General features: G+C 58.7%; 18 protein-coding genes and 1 pseudogene. 10 read left to right on the forward strand and 9 right to left on the reverse strand.

Annotated features, from left to right (window positions below):
* Window positions 1–43 precede the first annotated feature (43 nt).
* On the forward strand, window positions 44–1,177 hold the full coding sequence (locus tag QMK52_RS22195; RefSeq protein WP_005787994.1) for a sensor histidine kinase: 1,134 nt from the start codon (window positions 44–46) through the stop codon (window positions 1,175–1,177).
* 155 nt (window positions 1,178–1,332) lie between these two features.
* The gene (locus tag QMK52_RS27450) at window positions 1,333–1,452 is read left to right on the forward strand and encodes a DUF6429 family protein (RefSeq protein WP_413817851.1); all 120 of its coding nucleotides are present in this window, start codon (window positions 1,333–1,335) and stop codon (window positions 1,450–1,452) included.
* Here QMK52_RS27450 and QMK52_RS22200 read toward each other — a convergent pair.
* The gene (locus tag QMK52_RS22200) at window positions 1,431–1,946 is read right to left on the reverse strand and encodes a GNAT family N-acetyltransferase (RefSeq protein WP_005787992.1); all 516 of its coding nucleotides are present in this window, start codon (window positions 1,944–1,946) and stop codon (window positions 1,431–1,433) included. The two genes, QMK52_RS27450 and QMK52_RS22200, sit on opposite strands and share 22 nt — an antisense overlap.
* A gap of 191 nt (window positions 1,947–2,137) precedes the next feature.
* Between QMK52_RS22200 and QMK52_RS22205 the strand changes: the two genes are divergently transcribed.
* Complete coding sequence (locus QMK52_RS22205; protein ID WP_320403422.1) at window positions 2,138–2,758, forward strand: LysE family translocator; 621 nt, start codon at window positions 2,138–2,140, stop codon at window positions 2,756–2,758.
* A 168-nt stretch (window positions 2,759–2,926) separates the two neighbouring features.
* Window positions 2,927–3,466, forward strand: coding sequence for an AAA family ATPase (locus QMK52_RS22210; protein WP_320403423.1), 540 nt, complete (start codon window positions 2,927–2,929; stop codon window positions 3,464–3,466).
* Window positions 3,467–3,565: 99 nt separating this feature from the next.
* Here the strand turns inward: QMK52_RS22210 and QMK52_RS22215 are convergent, their stop codons facing one another.
* The 4 genes from QMK52_RS22215 to QMK52_RS22230 form a co-directional block, all read right to left on the reverse strand.
* Window positions 3,566–4,780, reverse strand: coding sequence for an aldose 1-epimerase family protein (locus tag QMK52_RS22215; protein ID WP_320403424.1), 1,215 nt, complete (start codon window positions 4,778–4,780; stop codon window positions 3,566–3,568).
* A gap of 240 nt (window positions 4,781–5,020) precedes the next feature.
* Entirely contained in the window at window positions 5,021–5,587 is a 567-nt protein-coding gene (locus tag QMK52_RS22220; RefSeq protein WP_320403425.1) for a hypothetical protein, read from the reverse strand.
* A 202-nt stretch (window positions 5,588–5,789) separates the two neighbouring features.
* Window positions 5,790–6,959 (reverse strand): hypothetical protein, encoded by a 1,170-nt coding sequence (locus QMK52_RS22225; protein WP_320403426.1) that lies wholly within the window; start codon window positions 6,957–6,959, stop codon window positions 5,790–5,792.
* Window positions 6,959–7,852, reverse strand: coding sequence for a LysR family transcriptional regulator (locus QMK52_RS22230; RefSeq protein ID WP_320403427.1), 894 nt, complete (start codon window positions 7,850–7,852; stop codon window positions 6,959–6,961). Before QMK52_RS22230 ends, QMK52_RS22225 begins: the two co-directional genes overlap by 1 nt.
* Window positions 7,853–7,946: 94 nt before the next feature.
* Between QMK52_RS22230 and QMK52_RS22235 the strand changes: the two genes are divergently transcribed.
* From QMK52_RS22235 to QMK52_RS22255, 5 genes are all read left to right on the forward strand, one after another.
* A complete protein-coding gene (locus QMK52_RS22235; RefSeq protein WP_320403428.1) occupies window positions 7,947–9,131 on the forward strand; it encodes an MFS transporter in 1,185 nt (394 codons plus the stop codon).
* A 65-nt stretch (window positions 9,132–9,196) separates the two neighbouring features.
* On the forward strand, window positions 9,197–9,916 hold the full coding sequence (locus QMK52_RS22240; RefSeq protein ID WP_005787976.1) for an SDR family NAD(P)-dependent oxidoreductase: 720 nt from the start codon (window positions 9,197–9,199) through the stop codon (window positions 9,914–9,916).
* 65 nt (window positions 9,917–9,981) lie between these two features.
* The gene (locus QMK52_RS22245; protein WP_320403429.1) at window positions 9,982–10,464 is read left to right on the forward strand and encodes a VOC family protein; all 483 of its coding nucleotides are present in this window, start codon (window positions 9,982–9,984) and stop codon (window positions 10,462–10,464) included.
* A gap of 325 nt (window positions 10,465–10,789) precedes the next feature.
* Complete coding sequence (locus QMK52_RS22250) at window positions 10,790–12,166, forward strand: pyridoxal-phosphate dependent enzyme (RefSeq protein ID WP_005787970.1); 1,377 nt, start codon at window positions 10,790–10,792, stop codon at window positions 12,164–12,166.
* Entirely contained in the window at window positions 12,163–13,329 is a 1,167-nt protein-coding gene (locus QMK52_RS22255; protein WP_005787968.1) for a cystathionine gamma-synthase, read from the forward strand. Before QMK52_RS22250 ends, QMK52_RS22255 begins: the two co-directional genes overlap by 4 nt.
* Before the next feature lie 126 nt (window positions 13,330–13,455).
* On the opposite strand, the gene QMK52_RS22260 is transcribed toward QMK52_RS22255, so the two are convergent.
* Window positions 13,456–15,654, reverse strand: coding sequence for an OsmC domain/YcaO domain-containing protein (locus QMK52_RS22260; protein WP_005787966.1), 2,199 nt, complete (start codon window positions 15,652–15,654; stop codon window positions 13,456–13,458).
* A 155-nt stretch (window positions 15,655–15,809) separates the two neighbouring features.
* Here QMK52_RS22260 and QMK52_RS22265 point away from each other — a divergent pair, with 155 nt between their 5' ends.
* Window positions 15,810–16,370, forward strand: a complete 561-nt coding sequence (locus QMK52_RS22265) for a cysteine hydrolase family protein (RefSeq protein ID WP_005787964.1) — start codon at window positions 15,810–15,812, stop codon at window positions 16,368–16,370.
* Between the two features lie 76 nt (window positions 16,371–16,446).
* Here QMK52_RS22265 and QMK52_RS22270 read toward each other — a convergent pair.
* The 3 genes and pseudogenes from QMK52_RS22270 to QMK52_RS22280 all read right to left on the reverse strand — a co-directional run.
* Window positions 16,447–16,578: pseudogene (locus QMK52_RS22270) on the reverse strand (DNA mismatch repair protein MutT); the annotation flags it as partial.
* Window positions 16,571–17,368 carry a nucleotidyltransferase domain-containing protein gene (locus QMK52_RS22275; protein WP_320403430.1) on the reverse strand — a complete coding sequence of 266 codons (798 nt, stop codon included), beginning with the start codon at window positions 17,366–17,368 and terminating at the stop codon, window positions 16,571–16,573. The gene QMK52_RS22275 and the pseudogene QMK52_RS22270, both read right to left, overlap by 8 nt.
* Complete coding sequence (locus tag QMK52_RS22280; RefSeq protein ID WP_005787958.1) at window positions 17,365–17,844, reverse strand: AAA family ATPase; 480 nt, start codon at window positions 17,842–17,844, stop codon at window positions 17,365–17,367. Before QMK52_RS22280 ends, QMK52_RS22275 begins: the two co-directional genes overlap by 4 nt.
* Between the last annotated feature and the right edge of the window lie 152 nt (window positions 17,845–17,996).

The following is a 17,996-nucleotide window of genomic DNA, read 5'->3' on the forward strand; positions in this document are numbered from 1 at the left end:
TGCGCAGCATCGCTCTTGTGCCCTACCCTTCAGGATTACAGACATGCGCCTGGCCGATTTCATCCTTGAGCACCTCGAACCTATTCTGCAAGCCTGGGAAGATTTCGCCAGAACCCTCGACACCCCGGGCGAGGACCTCGACAGCGTGGCGCTGCGCGACCATGCCGAGCAGATGTTGCGAGCCATCGTCAGCGACCTGCGAACCAAACAGACCCGCCAAGAGCAAATCGCCAAGGCCCAGGGCCTGGCCCCCGCGGAGGAGCAGGAGACCGCGGCAGAAATCCACGCCATCACGCGGTTGATGGCAGGCTTCACTATCGATCAGATGGTGTCGGAATACCGCGCCCTGCGCACCAGTGTGGTCAGCCAGTGGATGCGCCAGATCAAGGACGGCACGCCGATCAACGTTGACGACATGACCCGTTTCCACGAGGCCATTGACCAGGCCCTCGCCGAGTCCATCGCCAGCTATTCGCGCGCGGTCGAGGCGTCGCGCAACGTGTTTCTGGGCATCCTCGGTCACGACCTGCGCACGCCGCTCGGCGCGATCCTGCTGGGTGCCGACGTGCTGCGGCGCTCCCAGGATGCAGGCCCCAAGGCGAACAAAGTGGCCAACCAGATCTACACCAGTGTGCGTCGAGCGAGCCAGATCGTCGGCGACTTGCTCGACCTGACCCGCTGCCAGATGGGGCCGGGCATTCCGGTCAGAACGGCCGATATAGATCTCTCACCGCTTTGCCAGCGTGTCGTAGAAGAAATCCGCACGTTTCATCCTGAAGCGATCATCCTGTTCGATTCGAAGACCCAGGCGTCGGGCCAGTTCGACGGCGCCCGAATGGAGCAGGTGTTCTCGAACATCGTCAGTAACGCCGTGCAACACGGCGACACCACGCGGCCTATCCAGGTCGAGTTGGGATTACAGGAAGATTTCGCGGTATTTTCCGTGCACAACAGTGGAGAGGCGATACCTGAGGATGTGCTGCCGTTCATCTTCAACCCGATGGGCCGCTTCTCTCAGCGTACTGCCGTCAATCACGGCCCCACAGAAGGCTTGGGCCTGGGCCTGTTCATCGCCTCGGAAATCGTCGCTTCCCATGGCGGATCGATTGAGGTCAGCTCTGATACCGAACACGGCACGGTGTTTCATGTGCGGCTTCCCCTCACTTCGATAGCCTAGGTATCAACACAGCTTCGGCGCGACCCTGAACCGATGGGAGGGGGCTTGCCCGCGAAGACGTCGGCGCAGCAAACATTGGTGTTGACTGACCCACCGCTTTCGCGAGCAAGCCCGCCCCCACAGGAAATCTACGTTTAACTGACCGGCATGGTTATATTCTGAACCCGGTCAACAAGAACAAATCGGTTTGGTTGACGACGCAAGGGCAGGAGCGAGGCAGGCAACTGGCGGATCAATTGTTTGGAGCAAAGGCTCAGGTAAAGGACAACCTGTAGCGCACCTCCACCAGTGTGACGCCGCCCCTCTCAATGTTGAGTTCGCTGCCTGCGTCCTCGACACAACCGACCCTGCGATAAAAGCGCATGGCCCGTTCATTGCGGGCCAGGACCCAAAGCGTCAGGCAGTCATACCCCTGCTGAACCAACGCCTGCAAACCCGCGTTCCACAGGGCCAGCCCGACACCCGTTTGCCAATACCTGGCCAGAACATAGATGGCCATAACCTCCCCTGCATTTGCCCCGGCGGCCTCTTCGTCACGGCTGGCGCCAACGGCTATCCACCCGACAATCTGCTGGTCCACCTCTGCGACCCATACACCAGGTTCGCCCGCGGCTATCGAGCGACGCCAATAGGCTTCGCGCTGAGCCAGGGTGGCTTGCAACCCGTTCAAATAGTCGGTGGGCACCAGGTCGCGATACGCCTCTTGCCAGCTGCTGATATGCACTTGGGCAATGGCGTTTGCGTCGGTGGGTAATGCTCTGCGAATCATCGCGTGCTCCTTCCCTCGTGCACTGAATCCTGTCTTCGCAGTATGACTGCGGGCTTATGACGAAATCAGTTTCGCCGGGGACTAAATAAAGATCTTGCGCTGCGGCACGCAGATGCACTGCCAGCCTCATTGCCGACCCTGCCGACTGCCCCTATCCTCAACGCTCTCATCCGACCAAACCCGGAGCCGCCATGGACCTCGCCACCCTCGCCCTCTTCTTGCCTGCCTGCTTCGCCCTGAACATGGCGCCTGGCCCCAACAACCTGCTGTCGGTAAGCAACGCCACTCGCTACGGCTTCCGCACCTCCTGCCTCGCAGGTCTCGGCCGCTTGCTGGCCTTTGCCGGCATGATCGCCCTCGCCTCCGCCGGGTTGGCGGCGGTGCTGCAAACGTCGGAGTTGTTGTTTTACGGGATCAAGATACTGGGCGCGGCGTATCTGTTTTATCTGGCGTATCAGCTATGGCGTGCGCAACCACAGGCCGAGTCACCAACAGCCGCTCACCAGGTCGGCTTATGGGCCCTGGCACGGCAGGAGTTTCTGGTGGCGGCGGGCAACCCGAAAGCCATCCTGATCTTCACCGCTTTCCTGCCGCACTTCGTGGTACCTGGCCAACCCATCACCGCACAGTTCGCCCTGCTGGGCGCGATGTTCCTGGTTCTGGAATGGATCGCCATCAGCGCCTACGCCTACATGGGCCTGCACATGCGCCGCTGGTTTGCCGAACCAAGGGGCAAGCGCATCTTCAATCGTTGCTGCGCGGGGCTGTTGTCAGCGGCGGCGACAGTGTTGTTAACGGCGCGCAGGGCGTAACCCAACCACTGTAGAAGCGAGCTTGCTCGCGAAGACCGCCAACGTTGGCACGGGGTGCCTGGATAAAAGGTGGCGCTCTTGGGCTTGCGTGAGCACGTTGACGCAGACAGGCATTGCCGTAGAATCGCCCCCCCAAAAAATCAGCGTACACAGCGAGAAGGTGCTTCGATGCGACGGGTGATGATTGTGGGTCAACCTGGGTCAGGCAAAAGCACCTTGGCGCGCAAGCTTGGTCAGTGCACGGATTTGCCGGTCGTTCATATCGACACTATCCACTGGCAGCCAGGGTGGATCGAACGCAGTCGCGACGCGAAGACCCAGCTTTGCCTGGAGGTCGAGGCCCGTGAACGCTGGATATTCGAAGGTGGCCATTCAACCACTTGGGACAACCGGCTGGCTCGCGCAGATCTGTTGATATGGATTGACCGTTCGGCGACGCTCCGATTCTGGCGCGTGCTGCTGAGGACGCTGCTCAGACGCGGTCAGACTCGACCTGACTTGCCGGAGAACTGTCCCGAGCGACTGGCGAACCTGCCGGAGTTTTTTAGATTCATGTGGCAGACCAAAGAATCAGCGCGAGTAAAGATGCAACAACTCGTGGCGGCTGCCCCACCCGCCTGCCGTGTGGTTCATCTGCGGTCCAATCGGGATACCCGGATTTTTCTTGCAAGCATTGGACGTTCGATTGGCCAGACAACGCCAGATTGATCATCGGCTGACGGCTTCACTCCGTCGTTAATGTTGTCGCACCCCGCCTAAGCGTGGGTGCTCAACATCAATAACATCGCAATGATGCACCAGGCGACGTCATTCCTTGGTCAAATCAACCAACGGCGTCTGCCGCACCTCAGTCTCACGCCCATCCTGAATTTCGCTGACCTGCTTCAAAGCCTTATCAACAGCGGCCTTGTCCGCCAACAGGCTATAGCTGATGCGGAACTGCTTGTGTTCCTTCGGCCCGATTGTCGGCACCAGATTCAGTGGCCGCTGATAACGACGGTTGTAGGAAAAACTCGTCCCCGGCTCCAGCCCCGTGACATAGCCCTGGCCTTGGGTGTCGGTGTTTTTCCAGAGGGAAAACACCGGCAGTGTCTGCGTATTGAAGCCGACCGAAACGCCCAGGCTGCCGGCCTTGTTATGCAGCACGGTCAAGGTATCGCCCTTGGCATCGGCATACGGCACCACGTTGTAGACCGTTTCGTCATAGTCTTTGGTCGGTGCACGATAGGTTTGCCAGTCGGCCAATTCGCCCTTGGCCTTGTCGTTGAACGGCGACACCTGCTTCACCGGCGCGACAAACCGCGCGCCCTGCTCCAGGAACGGGGTGCTGAAGTTACTGTGATACAGCGCCTGGTATTCCTTCGGATAGTCGCCGTTGTTGGTCAGGGTGTCGTTGAGGGCAAACACCACACTGCCAGGTTGGGTGACCAGTTCGGTCGCGACAGAGAAGTCGACCTTCTTGAACGCCTGCTCTTTCAGCTCACCGCGCACGGTGATGGCATACGGTGGTTTTTCATTGATATGCAGCGTGACTTTATTCGCAGGAATATTGGCGGCCCGCCCGTGCAGGGTCAGCAGTTCGCCGTTGTCGATGCCAGGGTGGCCGACCCACTCGTAGCCGCAGCGGGTGACCAGCTCGTTGAAGCCTTCCAGCCAGCCCAACCCACCGCGGCCATTGAGCTCGATGAACGACGGATTGACCACTTCCTTGACCGGCGAATCCCAACCCATGCGCACATCGCCGACCGAAGCCTGCAACACGTTCATACCGCGAGTCGGCACCACCGAAAGCTTCATCGTGCCGTTATCGATATCAACGATGCTGACCCCCTCCTGCCGACCGCCGTGCAAGGTGCGCAGGGTAACGCTGAAGGGTTTGTCGGTTGTTATGCCGAGTTGCTGGCTGGTGATCTGCCAGTTCTGGGCGGCTTTGTCGGTGTCGAGCAGGACGTAATCCCAGGCCATGGCGTGGGAGGTGACGGAGAGTGTGCTGAGGGCGATGAGGAGTTTGAGCGGGGTCATGGCTACGCCTTTTTTTGGAGTTGTAGGCGTTTTATAAACTCGATGAAACGTTTCAGCAAGCTGAAAAAGCTACACAAAGCGGGTAGATTCTGAGAAAACTTTGGCACAAACCGATAAATTAAGTCTCTGTCAGGTAAAAATAACTGGGCCGAAAAAAGGTATGGTTATATTTATCTGAAAAAATAAACGGTCTCTTTTTTCGCTACAACAGAGTAGGCGTCACGCTACTGTAGCTTCCAATTACTTAAAGAGATGATCATCCTCATCAAAAACCTCAAAAAGATTCCAGGCAATTAATTTCTCAAACAAAAACCGCCCAACTTGTTTGAATACATCTAGAGCCAAGTGCTCTTCGCCGCCGGCTTCGACAATCAAGTTAAATTTCATTTTATTTGAATCGGGATCAACTAAAACAAAACGACATAAACAGCGAAGGCGAAGATCTCGCCCTGGAGAGGCGTGCTTTGTAGAGTTGCACAAGGTTTGGCAAATCAATAAGCTTCGGCATTCCGCCGCCATGGCAGTCTTAAAACTTTTGAATGTGCCGTCAGGGCTAATTTTTGCCTTCTGCTCTTGATTGCATGTCCTCCATACCCAATCTAAGATATGCCAGGCAGAAATCGCACAATTAAAAGCAGCAAACTCTGCTTCTTTTTCATTTTGATAGGGTCCGGTAGTGGAATTTTCCTCTCGTTCAAGGTTGCGTATCTCCCACGCGAGTTTCCAGACCATATCATCTAGGCATCTTGCTCCAAAAGCGCCCAACCCCACATCCTGTTCTAGCTCTTTACACCTGACCTTGGACAAAACAAACTCCTAAATTACCTTATACATAAAGTCATTTACCACACCTCGAAGAGCCAGTTGCAAGTTTGATCATTTTGCCTAACAAAGCGCGCACGCCCTCCGGAATTGAACTTCACAGATAACTTTGCCACGGCTTGTTAGCTTAGCTCAAACACTCAAGCCAAAAACCCCACAAGTTAAAAATAAACTTATCCAGTTGAACTCACAACCGATAGCGAATCCCCCTATTTAACAGAGTGTACATCCGCATCGCCCACCTAAAACCATCTGACAATGATCCTGCCGCCTCAAATTCATCATCAATCGCTGAAAAAATTTCATCCCCTAGTATTACCTGCATCTGAGACTTCATTGCCTTTCTGACTTTAACTGAAGGGATTTCAATACTTTTATAATAGATGTTTCCGAGGCGGAGCCCCATATCGAGCACTAGGGCTTCTTCATTCGTTAGCCATGAGCCGGCTTTGTGGAAACGCGTCGATACTCGATCAGCGTGAAGCTTGACTGTTTTCCAGTCAGCAGGAGTATTTTTTTCAGAAAGGCAAACTTTTCTAACGAGCGCAAGTGACTCAAGTATTATGCTGCTGTCTTTTGGTGGAAATATCTGTTGGGTACGGCGCTCTAGCCCCTGAATGACTGTAGTTAATTCATCGGGATCTTGGTTAACCATGTTGCCAACACTACCATGAATGAGCTCTACACCCTCCCACAGTTCACCGCCGTGATAGCCAATTTCCAATGCAGCGATCATTCGGTCTGGGTCAGACACCTTTACAGATGGTAATGATATCTGTGGATAGTGGTTTTTAAACACCTGAGGATTCAGTAGTAGGCTAGCCACAATTTCGTCCCAATAAATGACAGATACCGCAAACAGTCCTTGAGCCACTCTGGCGTCAGATATGTCTCGCACTTGTTGCTGGAGGACTGCATCGTGATCGGTTGCGGTCGCGATAAACAGCGCTGTCAATCGCCCCCCAAATCCCTCGGCATTTGTAATCTCAGACGTGACATCTGTAAGTTTCAACTGCTCCCTATAACATTTACATTGAACCCCTACCGGCCGCCCAATATTGTCTGCGCCATAGATGTCTACTCCATTTTGAGCCTGGCCGGGCCGACCGTTTTTCTGCAAGTTTACGCTGCACCAGCGTAGCGCCTGAGCGTCTCTGACGATCGTTTCGAAATCCTGCCAGTTCGCAGGTATTGGTAAACGCATGGACTGGATAGTAGGCATAGCAATACCCGATAGTCTCGAAGAGGTCATGACCGTATCATTGCAAGTGTTTTTTTTCATGTTCCAATTAAAATTACCCTGATTTTTTAGGCAAAAACGAATAACTGCTATTTGCAGGGATTCGTCACCCTCCATCAAACCCCATGCCGCTCCACCAAAAAATCCACAAACGCCCTCACCCGCGCCGGCATCGCCCCTCCCCCCACAAACACCGCATGAATCGGCTCCACATCCCCCGGGTTAAAGTCCTCCAGCAACACCACCAACTCCCCCCGCTTCACCTCCTCCACCACACTAAACGCCCCAATCCGCGCAATTCCTGCCCCCAGCTTCGCCAACTGTGCCAATGCCTCGCCACTGTTGCCCTCAATCGTCCCCGCCACCTTCAACGAAAACTCCAGCCCATCCACCCTGAACGGCCAATCCGGCGTCGCTCGGCGAAAGTTGAAGCGCAGGCAGTTGTGCTGGAGTAGATCCTGCGGCGTCACCGGGGTGCCATGCCTTGCCAGGTAGCCCGGTGAGGCGACGATCACCTGTCCGGTGGAGCCGATATGGCGGGCAGTCAGCGGGCTGTCGGCGAGGGGGCCGAAGCGGATGGCGACGTCGGCCTGGCCGCCGAGGATGTCCACGACTTCATCGCCGAGCATCAGGTCGACGACGATGGCGGGATAGCGGGCGCTGAAGGCGGCGATCAGCGGGACGATGGTCATGCGGCCATGGGCCAGCGCGGCGCTGACTCGCAGGCGGCCGCGTGGGGTGCCCTGGTCGGTGATGGCGTCTTCGACTTCGGCCATGTCTGCGAGGATGCGCCGGGCGCCGCGCAGGTAGGCTTCGCCTTCGGCGGTGAAGGTGATGGCGCGGGTAGTGCGCAGCAGCAGTCGGGTGCCGATGCGCTTTTCGGTGCGGGTGATGATGCGGCTGATGGACGATGGCGTCAGCCCCAGGGCTCGCGCCGCGCCCGACAGGCTGCCGTGCTCGGCGACCATGGCGAACACTTCCATCTCTCCTGACCGACCGCCGATGTCCATTTGTGCCTCCTGCGCAAAGCTGTAGTTCCCGAGCAAGGGCTACTGCTTGAAAAGGCTGGATTGTAGCATTCGGCACACAGATGAGGAGTCAACCATGCGTATCAATCCACCCCTTGTAGCCTTGTCCATCGGTGCCTTCGGCATCGGGGTCACGGAGTTTGCGCCCATGGGCATGTTGCCCGGTATTGCCGCCGATCTTGGCGTATCCATTCCAGCCGCCGGGCTGCTGGTGAGTGCCTATGCCATGGGCGTGCTGATCGGCGCGCCGATCATGACCCTTGCCACGGCGAGAGTGCCGCGTCGTTATTTGCTGATCGGGCTGATGGCGATTTTTACCTTGGGCAATTTATTGTCGGCGCTGGCCACCAACTATCAGACCTTGATGATCGCAAGGCTGGTGACGTCGCTGAACCACGGGGCGTTTTTCGGCATTGGTTCGATTGTGGCAGCCAGCGTGGTAGCGCCGGAGAAACGCGCGGGAGCGGTCGCGGCGATGTTTCTCGGGCTGACCTTGGCGACCATCGGCGGCGTGCCGCTGGCGACCTGGTTTGGCGAGAACTTTGGTTGGCGCACGGCGTTCTGGGGTATCAGCGGCCTCGGTGCGGTGGTAATGGCGGCGCTGTGGTGGGCGTTGCCGAATGCACCCGCGCCTAAAGGCGGCAGCCTGATGGCGGAAATCCGCGTGTTGGGCCGCGGGCCGGTGCTGGCCGCGTTGGCGCTGACGGTGGTGGGCTCCAGCGCGATGTTCACGGTGTTCACTTACATCGCGCCGATTCTGCGCAACGTCACCCACGCCTCGACCAACTTCGTCACCGGGATGCTTGTGCTGTTCGGTATCGGGCTGACCCTGGGCAACGTGTGGGGCGGCAAGTCGGCCGACCGCTCGGTGGACCGTACCTTGATCACCTCGCTGGTGGTGTTGATTGCCGTGCTGCTGGCCTTCTCGGTACTGATGCAATGGCCGCTGCCTGCCGCCGTGTCGATCCTGCTATGGGGTGCCGCGAGTTTTGCGCTGGTACCGCCGTTGCAGATGCGTGTGATGGAGGCCGCCAAGGATGCGCCTAACCTGGCGTCGGCGATGAACATCGGCGCGTTCAATTTTGGCAATGCGATTGGTGCGGCGCTGGGTGGCGCGGTGATCAACGCAGGGTTGGGCTACCCGGCTATTTCCCTGGCCGGTGCAATCATGGCGGGCCTGGGCTTGATGATGGTGCTGGGTTTGGCCTGGCGCTCGCGGCGTGCGGGTTTACGCACTTGCCGGGAAGCCGTGCAAGCCTGAACACCACCCTGGAAAGCCCCACCCAACTGCTTTATAACTACGCGCTTCAGTCAAGGAGACGCGTAATGAAAACCATGGTAGTGGGCGCCAGCAAAGGCCTGGGCAAGGCCCTGATCGAGGGGTTGGGCGAACCCGGGGATACGCTGATCGGTGTATCCCGCAGCCGTCCTGAACAGCTCAACCACAAGGCTGATGTGCAGGTGCGCTGGATCGAAGCCAACCTGGCCGAACCCGCCAAAGCTGCCCAGGCCATTGAGGCCGCGGTGGCCGAGAGCGGGTTGGATACCTTGATCTACAACCTGGGTATCTGGGAAGAATTTGCCTTCGACCCGGCGTACAACTTTTTGGCCGACGGTGATGAGCAGCTCGAAGCCATTGTCACGTGCAACATCACCGCTACCTTGTTGCTGATCAAACGCCTGCTGCCGGTGCTGCTCGACAGTGCCAACCCACGGATCATCCTGACTGGCTCGACCTCCGGCCTGCCGCAAAGTGGCCGCCCGGAGGTGGCCTTCGGTGCCTCCAAGTTTGCGTTGCGCGGGATTGCCGATGCCTTGCGTGAAGGCTATCGGCATCAGCGCCTGGGCGTGACCTGCCTGAACCTGGGTTACCTGAACACCGAAGACCCGTTGAGCACACCCCTCGCAGTGGCAGCGCAACGCGATCAGGGCCAGTCGATTCCTGTGCATGACGTGGTGCAAGTGGTGCGCATGACGCTGAACTTGTCCCCGGCCAGTTTCGTCAAGGACATCACCTTACCGGCGATCCTGGATGAGCGGTTCTGAACGGGGTAGAACGCCCGCGGTTATCGTCTAGACTTCACGCACCTTCCAACCCGAGGAGCCTTGCGATGAACAACAAAAATACGATCTGCCTCTGGTACAACAACGATGCGCTGGAGGCCGCGACCTTCTACGCCAAGACCTTCCCCGACAGCGAAGTGAAGGCCGTGCACTATGCGCCTGGCGACTACCCGGCGGGTAAACAGGGCGATGAGCTGACCGTGGAATTCACCGTGCTGGGTATCCCCTGCGTTGGCCTCAATGGCGGCCCGATGTTCAAGCACAGTGAGGCGTTTTCCTTTCAGGTGTCTACGGATGACCAGGAAGAAACCGATCGCTTGTGGCATGCCATCATCGACAATGGTGGGCAGGCAAGTGCTTGCGGTTGGTGCAAGGACAAGTGGGGGTTGTCGTGGCAGATTTCGCCACGGGTGTTGGTCGATGCGGTCACCAGTAAAGATCCTGTCGTGGCCAAGCGTGCGTTTGAGGCGATGATGAAAATGACCAAGATCGACATCGCTACCATCAAAGCTGCCATTGCCGGGAACTGAACTGTGGGAGCGCTCGAGCCTTAGCGAGGCCGCGATGGCGGTGAGTCAGGCAACATAAATGCCGACAGCACCGCCGCCATCGCAGGCAAGCCAGCTCCCACATTTGGATCGCGTGGCGTCAGGTAGGTATGGGTCGGCAATCCGACAAGCCAACTCCCACCTTTGATCTTCAGCGCAATCCTGAATTGCGCGCCCTCCCCCATGCGCCAAAAAAAGTCAAACAACGGACGCCCGGTTGCGACCCGGGCGATACCGGCCTATGTTTCAAGCCATGCTGTGATTTGCTGTCCCCCACCCTGTGCCCATCCCGTAACCAGGTGACGACATGCCTACCCTTTCCCGTCCTGCCGTACTTGAACTGATCGGTAACACACCGCTGGTCAAGGTCAGCCGGTTCGATACCGGCCCTTGCACGCTGTTTCTAAAGCTTGAATCGCAAAACCCTGGCGGCTCCATCAAGGATCGCATCGGCCTGGCCATGATTGACGCCGCCGAGCGTGATGGGCGCTTGCGTCCTGGCGGTACCATCATCGAAGCCACCGCCGGTAATACCGGCCTGGGCCTGGCGCTGGTCGGCCGGGCCAAGGGTTACCGGGTGGTGTTGGTGGTGCCCGACAAGATGTCCACGGAAAAAGTCCTGCACTTGAAGGCCATGGGCGCCGAGGTGCACATCACCCGCTCCGATGTGGGCAAGGGCCACCCGGAGTATTACCAGGACGTAGCGGCACGCCTGGCCAAGGATATTCCGGGCTCGTTCTTTGCTGATCAGTTCAACAATCCGGCCAACCCGCTGGCCCACGAAACCAGCACCGCGCCGGAGATCTGGGCGCAGACCCAACATGATGTCGACGCGATCGTGGTCGGCGTCGGCTCGGCCGGCACCCTCACCGGCTTGACGCGTTTTTTCAAGCGTGTGCAGCCCGATCTCACGATGGTATTGGCCGATCCGGTGGGTTCAGTCATGGCCGAATACAGCCGCAGCCGGCAACTTGAAACGCCTGGCTCCTGGGCCGTGGAAGGCATCGGCGAAGACTTCATCCCATCGATTGCCGACCTGTCCAGCGTGCGCCATGCCTATTCCATCAGCGATGAAGAAAGCTTCGATCACGCCCGCCAATTGCTCAAGGCCGAAGGCATTCTCGGCGGCTCGTCCACCGGCACCCTGCTCGCCGCTGCCTTGCGCTACTGCCGCGAGCAAACCGAACCCAAGCGCGTGGTGACCTTTGTGTGCGACACCGGCACGCGTTATCTGTCCAAGGTTTACAACGACCAATGGATGAACGACGCCGGCCTGCTGCAGTACAAACACTACGGCGACCTGCGCGACCTGATCGCCCGCCGCTTCGAAGACGGCCGCGTGATCAGCGTGAGCCCCGACGACACCCTGCTCACCGCGTTCCAACGCATGCGCCTGGCGGATGTGTCGCAACTGCCGGTGCTGGTAGACGGCCAACAATTGGCGGGCGTGATCGACGAATCGGACATTCTGCTGGGCCTGCACCATGACGCGGCGGACTTTTCCATGACCGTCGCCAGCGCCATGACCGACACCTTGCACACCCTGCCCCCCAGCGCCAGCCTGGCCGAGTTGCAGGCGGAGCTGGATCGCGGCCTGGTTGCCATTATTGCCGACGCCTCGGGCTTCCATGGCCTGATCACCCGCGTCGACCTGCTTAATCACCTACGGAGATCCCTTGCATGAGTCAGCCCGATAAAAGCGCGTTTGCCACCCGTGTGATCCACGCCGGGCAGTCACCCGACCCGACCACGGGCGCGCTGATGCCGCCGATCTACGCCAACTCCACTTACCTGCAAGACAGCCCCGGTGTGCACAAGGGCTTCGACTACGGCCGCTCCCACAACCCCACGCGTTTTGCCCTGGAGCGCTGCGTGGCCGACCTTGAAGGCGGCAGCCAGGCGTTTGCATTTGCCTCGGGGCTGGCGGCGATTTCCACCGTGCTCGAATTGCTCGATGCCGGTGCGCATATCGTTTCGGGCAATGACCTGTATGGCGGCACCTTCCGGCTGTTCGACAAGGTGCGCCAGCGCAGCGCTGGGCACCGTTTCAGCTATGTCGACCTGAGCGACTTATCGGCCTTTGAAGCGTCGTTGCAGGACGACACGCGCATGGTCTGGGTCGAGACCCCGAGCAACCCGCTGCTGAGCCTCACCGACCTGCGCGCCGTCGCACGCATCTGCCGTGCCCGCGGAATTATCTGCGTGGCCGACAACACCTTCGCCAGCCCGTGGATCCAGCGGCCACTGGAACTGGGTTTCGATATCGTGGTGCACTCCACTACCAAGTATCTGAACGGGCATTCCGATGTGATCGGCGGTATCGCCGTTGTCGGTGACAATCCGGACCTGGCCGAACGCCTGGGCTTCCTGCAAAACTCGGTCGGTGCCATTGCCGGGCCGTTCGATGCGTTCCTGACCCTGCGCGGTGTGAAAACCCTGGCGCTGCGCATGGAGCGCCATTGCAGCAATGCCCTGGAGCTGGCCACCTGGCTGGAACAGCAACCGCAAGTGGCGCGGGTGTATTACCCCGGCCTGAAATCCCACCCACAGCACGCGCTGGCCAAGCAGCAAATGCGCGGTTTTGGCGGGATGATTTCGGTGGATTTGAACAGTGACCTGGCCGGTGCCAGGCGCTTTCTGGAGAACGTCAGCATCTTCGCCCTGGCCGAGAGCCTGGGGGGCGTGGAAAGCCTGATCGAACACCCGGCGATCATGACGCACGCGAGCATCCCGGCGGCCACGCGGGCGCAGTTGGGGATTGGTGATGGGTTGGTGCGGTTGTCGGTGGGGGTTGAGGATGTGGAGGATCTGCGAGCGGACTTAGCCCAAGCCTTGGCACACATTTAACGTCAAACATCGAGCAAAATGTGGGAGGGGGCTTGCTCCCGATAGTAGGGTGTCAGTCAATGTATTTGTTGACTGATACACCGCTATCGGGAGCAAGCCCCCTCCCACATTAAATCAACTGCGTAATCAGCCTTGGGTGATGTTAGCCCGCGCCGTATGCAGCTTCTTGTAGCTGTCGATCAAGCGTAGATGCCGGTCCAGCCCTTCGAGCTTCATGCTGGTCGGCGTCAGCCCGTAAAAGCGCACACTGCCGTCCACCGAGCCGATCACCGCATCCATACGCTCATTGCCGAACATGCGCCGGAAATTGGCCTCGTAGTCGGCCAGTTCCAGGTCGTCATCCAGCTCCATCTCCAGCACCGCGTTCATCGCCTGGTAAAACAGGCCGCGCTCGACGGTGTTGTCGTTGTACTGCAGGAACATCTCCACGCATTCCTTGGCTTCTTCATACTGCTTGAGGGCCAGGAATATCAAAAGCTTCAGCTCAAGGATGGTCAATTGGCCCCACGCGGTGTTGTCGTCGAACTCGATGCCGATCAGGGTGGTGATGTCGGTGTAGTCGTCCAGCTCGCTTTCAATCAGGCGTTCGACCAAGGCTTGCAGCTCGTCCTCGTTGAGGCGATGCAGGTTGAGGATGTCTTCGCGGAAGAACAGCGCCTTGTTGGTGTTATCCCAGATCAGGTCGTCCACCGGGTAGATTTCCGAATAGTCCGGCACCAGGATGCGGCAGGCGGTGGCGCCCAGGTGTTCGTACACCGCCATGTAGCACTCCTTGCCCATGCCTTCGAGGATGCCGAACAGCGTCGCGGCCTCCTGGGCGTTGGAGTCTTCGCCGTGGCCTGAGAAGTCCCACTCGACGAACTCGTAATCTGACTGGTCGCTGAAGAAGCGCCACGACACCACGCCGCTGGAGTCGATAAAGTGCTCGACGAAATTGTTCGGCTCGGTCACCGCCTGGCCTTCGAAGGTCGGCTGCGGCAGGTCGTTCAAACCTTCGAAGCTGCGGCCTTGCAGCAGCTCGGTGAGGCTGCGTTCCAGCGCCACTTCCAGGCTCGGGTGCGCACCGAAGGAGGCAAACACGCCACCGGTGCGCGGGTTCATCAAGGTCACGCACATCACCGGGAATTCACCGCCCAGGGATGCATCCTTGACCAGCACCGGGAAACCCTGGGCCTCCAGCCCCTCAATACCGGCGAGGATGCCAGGGTATTTGGCCAACACCTCGGCGGGTACGTCCGGCAGGGCGAATTCGCCTTCGATGATTTCGCGCTTCACCGCCCGCTCGAAAATCTCCGACAGGCACTGCACCTGGGCTTCGGCCAGGGTGTTGCCGGCACTCATGCCGTTGCTCAGGTAGAGGTTTTCGATCAGGTTGGAAGGGAAATACACCACTTCACCATCGGACTGGCGCACGAACGGCAGCGAGACAATGCCACGGGCTTCGTTGCCGGAGTTGGTGTCAAACAGGTGCGAACCGCGCAACTCGCCCTCGCGGTTGTAGATCTTCAGGCAGTAGGCATCGAGGATTTCACTCGGCAGCTCATCGTCCGGGCCCGGCTGAAACCAGCGCTCATCCGGATAATGCACGAACGGTGCATTGGCCAGCTCTTCGCCCCAGAACTGGTCGTTGTAGAAGAAGTTGCAGTTGAGCCGCTCGATAAACTCGCCCAGCGCCGACGCCAGTGCGCCCTCCTTCGTCGCGCCCTTGCCGTTGGTAAAGCACATCGGCGAATGCGCATCGCGCACATGCAACGACCAGACGTTGGGCACGATATTGCGCCACGAGGCGATCTCGATCTTCATGCCCAGCCCGGCGAGGATGCCGGACATGTTGGCGATGGTCTGCTCCAGCGGCAGGTCCTTGCCAGCAATGTAGGTGCCCGCGTCGGACGTGGAATTGGGCATCAACAACGCCTGCGCGTCGGCGTCGAGATTTTCCACCTGCTCAATCACGAACTGCGGCCCGGCCTGCACCACTTTCTTCACGGTGCAACGGTCGATGGAACGCAGGATGCCCTGTCGGTCCTTGTCCGAGATGTCCGCCGGCAGCTCGACCTGGATCTTGAAAATCTGGTTGTAGCGGTTTTCCGGGTCGACGATGTTGTTCTGCGACAGGCGAATATTCTCGGTGGGAATATTGCGCGTCTGGCAGTACAACTTCACAAAGTACGCCGCACACAACGCCGACGAAGCCAGGAAGTAATCGAATGGCCCCGGTGCCGACCCGTCGCCCTTGTAGCGGATGGGCTGGTCGGCAATGACCGTGAAGTCATCGAACTTGGCTTCAAGCCGAAGGTTGTCGAGAAAGTTGACCTTAATTTCCATGCGGGCACACCAGAATAACGAGCTAAACAAATTGGCGGCCATTATGAAGCGTTTCGCCGGGAAGTCTCAGGGTTTTGCGTGTGGGTTGCCGATCGGTGGTAACGTCCAACCGACCCACACTTGAATCGCGATACTCATCCCTACAAGGACAGGCCATGGAACCGATAGCGACGAACGCTGCACTGGTGATCATTGATATGCAGAAAGGCATGGCCGATCCCGCCCTTGGCCGCCGCAACAACCCAGACGCCGAACTGCGCATACAACAGTTGCTCAATGCCTGGCGACAGGCGCAACGCCCGATCATCCATGTGCGGCATATCTCCCGCTCTGACGCTTCGGTGTTTCGGCCAGGCCAGCCCGGCTGTGAGTTCCAGGATGCGTTGCACCCCCTGGCCCACGAGCATGTGGTGGAAAAAAACGTACCGGATGCATTCAGCGCCACGGGCCTGGAGCGCTGGCTGCACCTGCGCTCGATCCACCAGTTGGTGATCGTTGGCGTCATCACCAACAACTCCGTGGAATCCACCGCCCGCTCGGGCGGCAACCTGGGATTTGACGTGATCGTGGCAGCAGATGCGTGTTTTACCTTCGATCAAACCGACTTGTCGGGACGGCTGTGGCTCGCCGAAGACGTGCATGCGTTGTCGCTGAGTAACTTGGCGATGGACTATGCCAGGGTGCTCAACACCGGGGGAATCCTGGCCAGTCACTGACAAGGAAGATGGATGTGTCTCAGGGCAAGCACGTTGTGGTGCTTGGATCAATACATCCGCTTGCTCCCGTGACGGCCTTAAAACCGCCGCCCGGCGTGGCCCAGTAATCCTGGCCGGCCAAGGTGCTGTCTTTGTGTACGAAGCGAAACAGCAGCACTTGCTGTGCAAGGTTTATAACCAGCAATCGTTCGGTTTTGCGTTCACGCATCTGATTGATTCCTTTCTATAAGTGCCGAAACCATCCAGCTCAAAAACGCCCGTAGCCGTGTAGTGAATGCCTCGCCCTCGGCGCTCGGGTTACGTGCCTCAAACAGGAAGTAGGCGATTTGCACGCGCATGTTCGGGTAATGCTGAACGAACAGCCCGACGTAGTCTTCCAGGGTTTGCGGCCAGCTTTGCGCGTCTTGCGCTCGCAAGGTGTGGGTAGCGCGGATCAAGGCCCGCGATGCTTCCCGCTGCAGGCCAAGCCGTGTGTGTTCAGTGCCGGCCTGTTCGATGCGCACCAGGTACGCCGTAAGCGCCTGTTCAAAATCGCCGTTGACCGCCAGGGCGATTGAGCGGGACGGGCGAAACGGTTCGAAATGCAGTGACAGGTCTTCGCCCCAGATACAGCGGCAATGATGTTTAAGCCAGAAGCCCCAACTGTTTCGGTTCTCGGGCGCCAACACCTGGGCGCGGTGGCCGATGTCAAAGTCGATCTTGGTGACTTGGGGATGCCGTTGCTCCAAGGCGAGTCGGGCGGACTCCAATTGTTCAAGCACGGGCGCATCCGGTGGTTCGACCAGTATCAGTGAAAGGTCAAGGTCGGAAACTCCGGCCTCGCTCTCGCCCCGTGCAATGCTGCCATACAGGTAAATCCCGTGCAGCCCCAGCGCAGGCTGGGACAGGGTGACGCAGATGTCCGCCAGCAGGGGCTGGAACTCGGATTGTATAGACGCATCGGCGACGGTGAGGATATAGCCGTCGGCATTGATGCCTGCAGGTTTTTGCGAGGTCACGGGCGGTGCACCTCAATCACCAGCCCTTCTTCTTCACTCGGCACGCAGAAGTGGCGAGTGATCAGGTCGAACTCGGCGTCGGTCGCGGCAAAATCATGCTCACCCCGGGCGTTACGCTCATGCAGGCGGGCGCGGCAGGTGGCATCGTCCAGTTCCAGATAATGCAGGCAGTGCGGCACCTCGGCCGCCTGGGCCAGGCCTAGCAACCATTGGCGATTGGCGAGGGTGTTGGCGGGAAAATCCAGCACCACGTTGACACCGGACGCCAGCAGCTCGATCACCAGCGGCTCAAGCACGCCGCGAACCCGCTGGGCACAACGCAGGTAGTCGGCAATGCTCTGGATCTCACCGGGGTAGAGAGTGGCCAGCCAGTGGTCTTCGCTGAGCACAATGGCCGCGTGCTCGGCAGCCAGGGTTTTGGCGAGCGTGGACTTGCCAGAGGCGATCTTGCCGCACAACAGATGCAGGGTTGGCATAAAACGATTCCTTGTTGGGGCCAAGCAGGATGAGTCATGGAGCTGGCGTCGTAAACACATCCAGCTACATCTGCCAGGAAACATCTCCACCTCTCAATGAACTTTCTGACAAATGACAGGCTCCTTTCCTATGCGAAGTCAGCGCACCTTGA

It is taken from the genome of Pseudomonas sp. P9_2, from assembly GCF_034008255.1.
Taxonomy (GTDB): Bacteria; Pseudomonadota; Gammaproteobacteria; order Pseudomonadales; family Pseudomonadaceae; genus Aquipseudomonas; species Aquipseudomonas synxantha_A.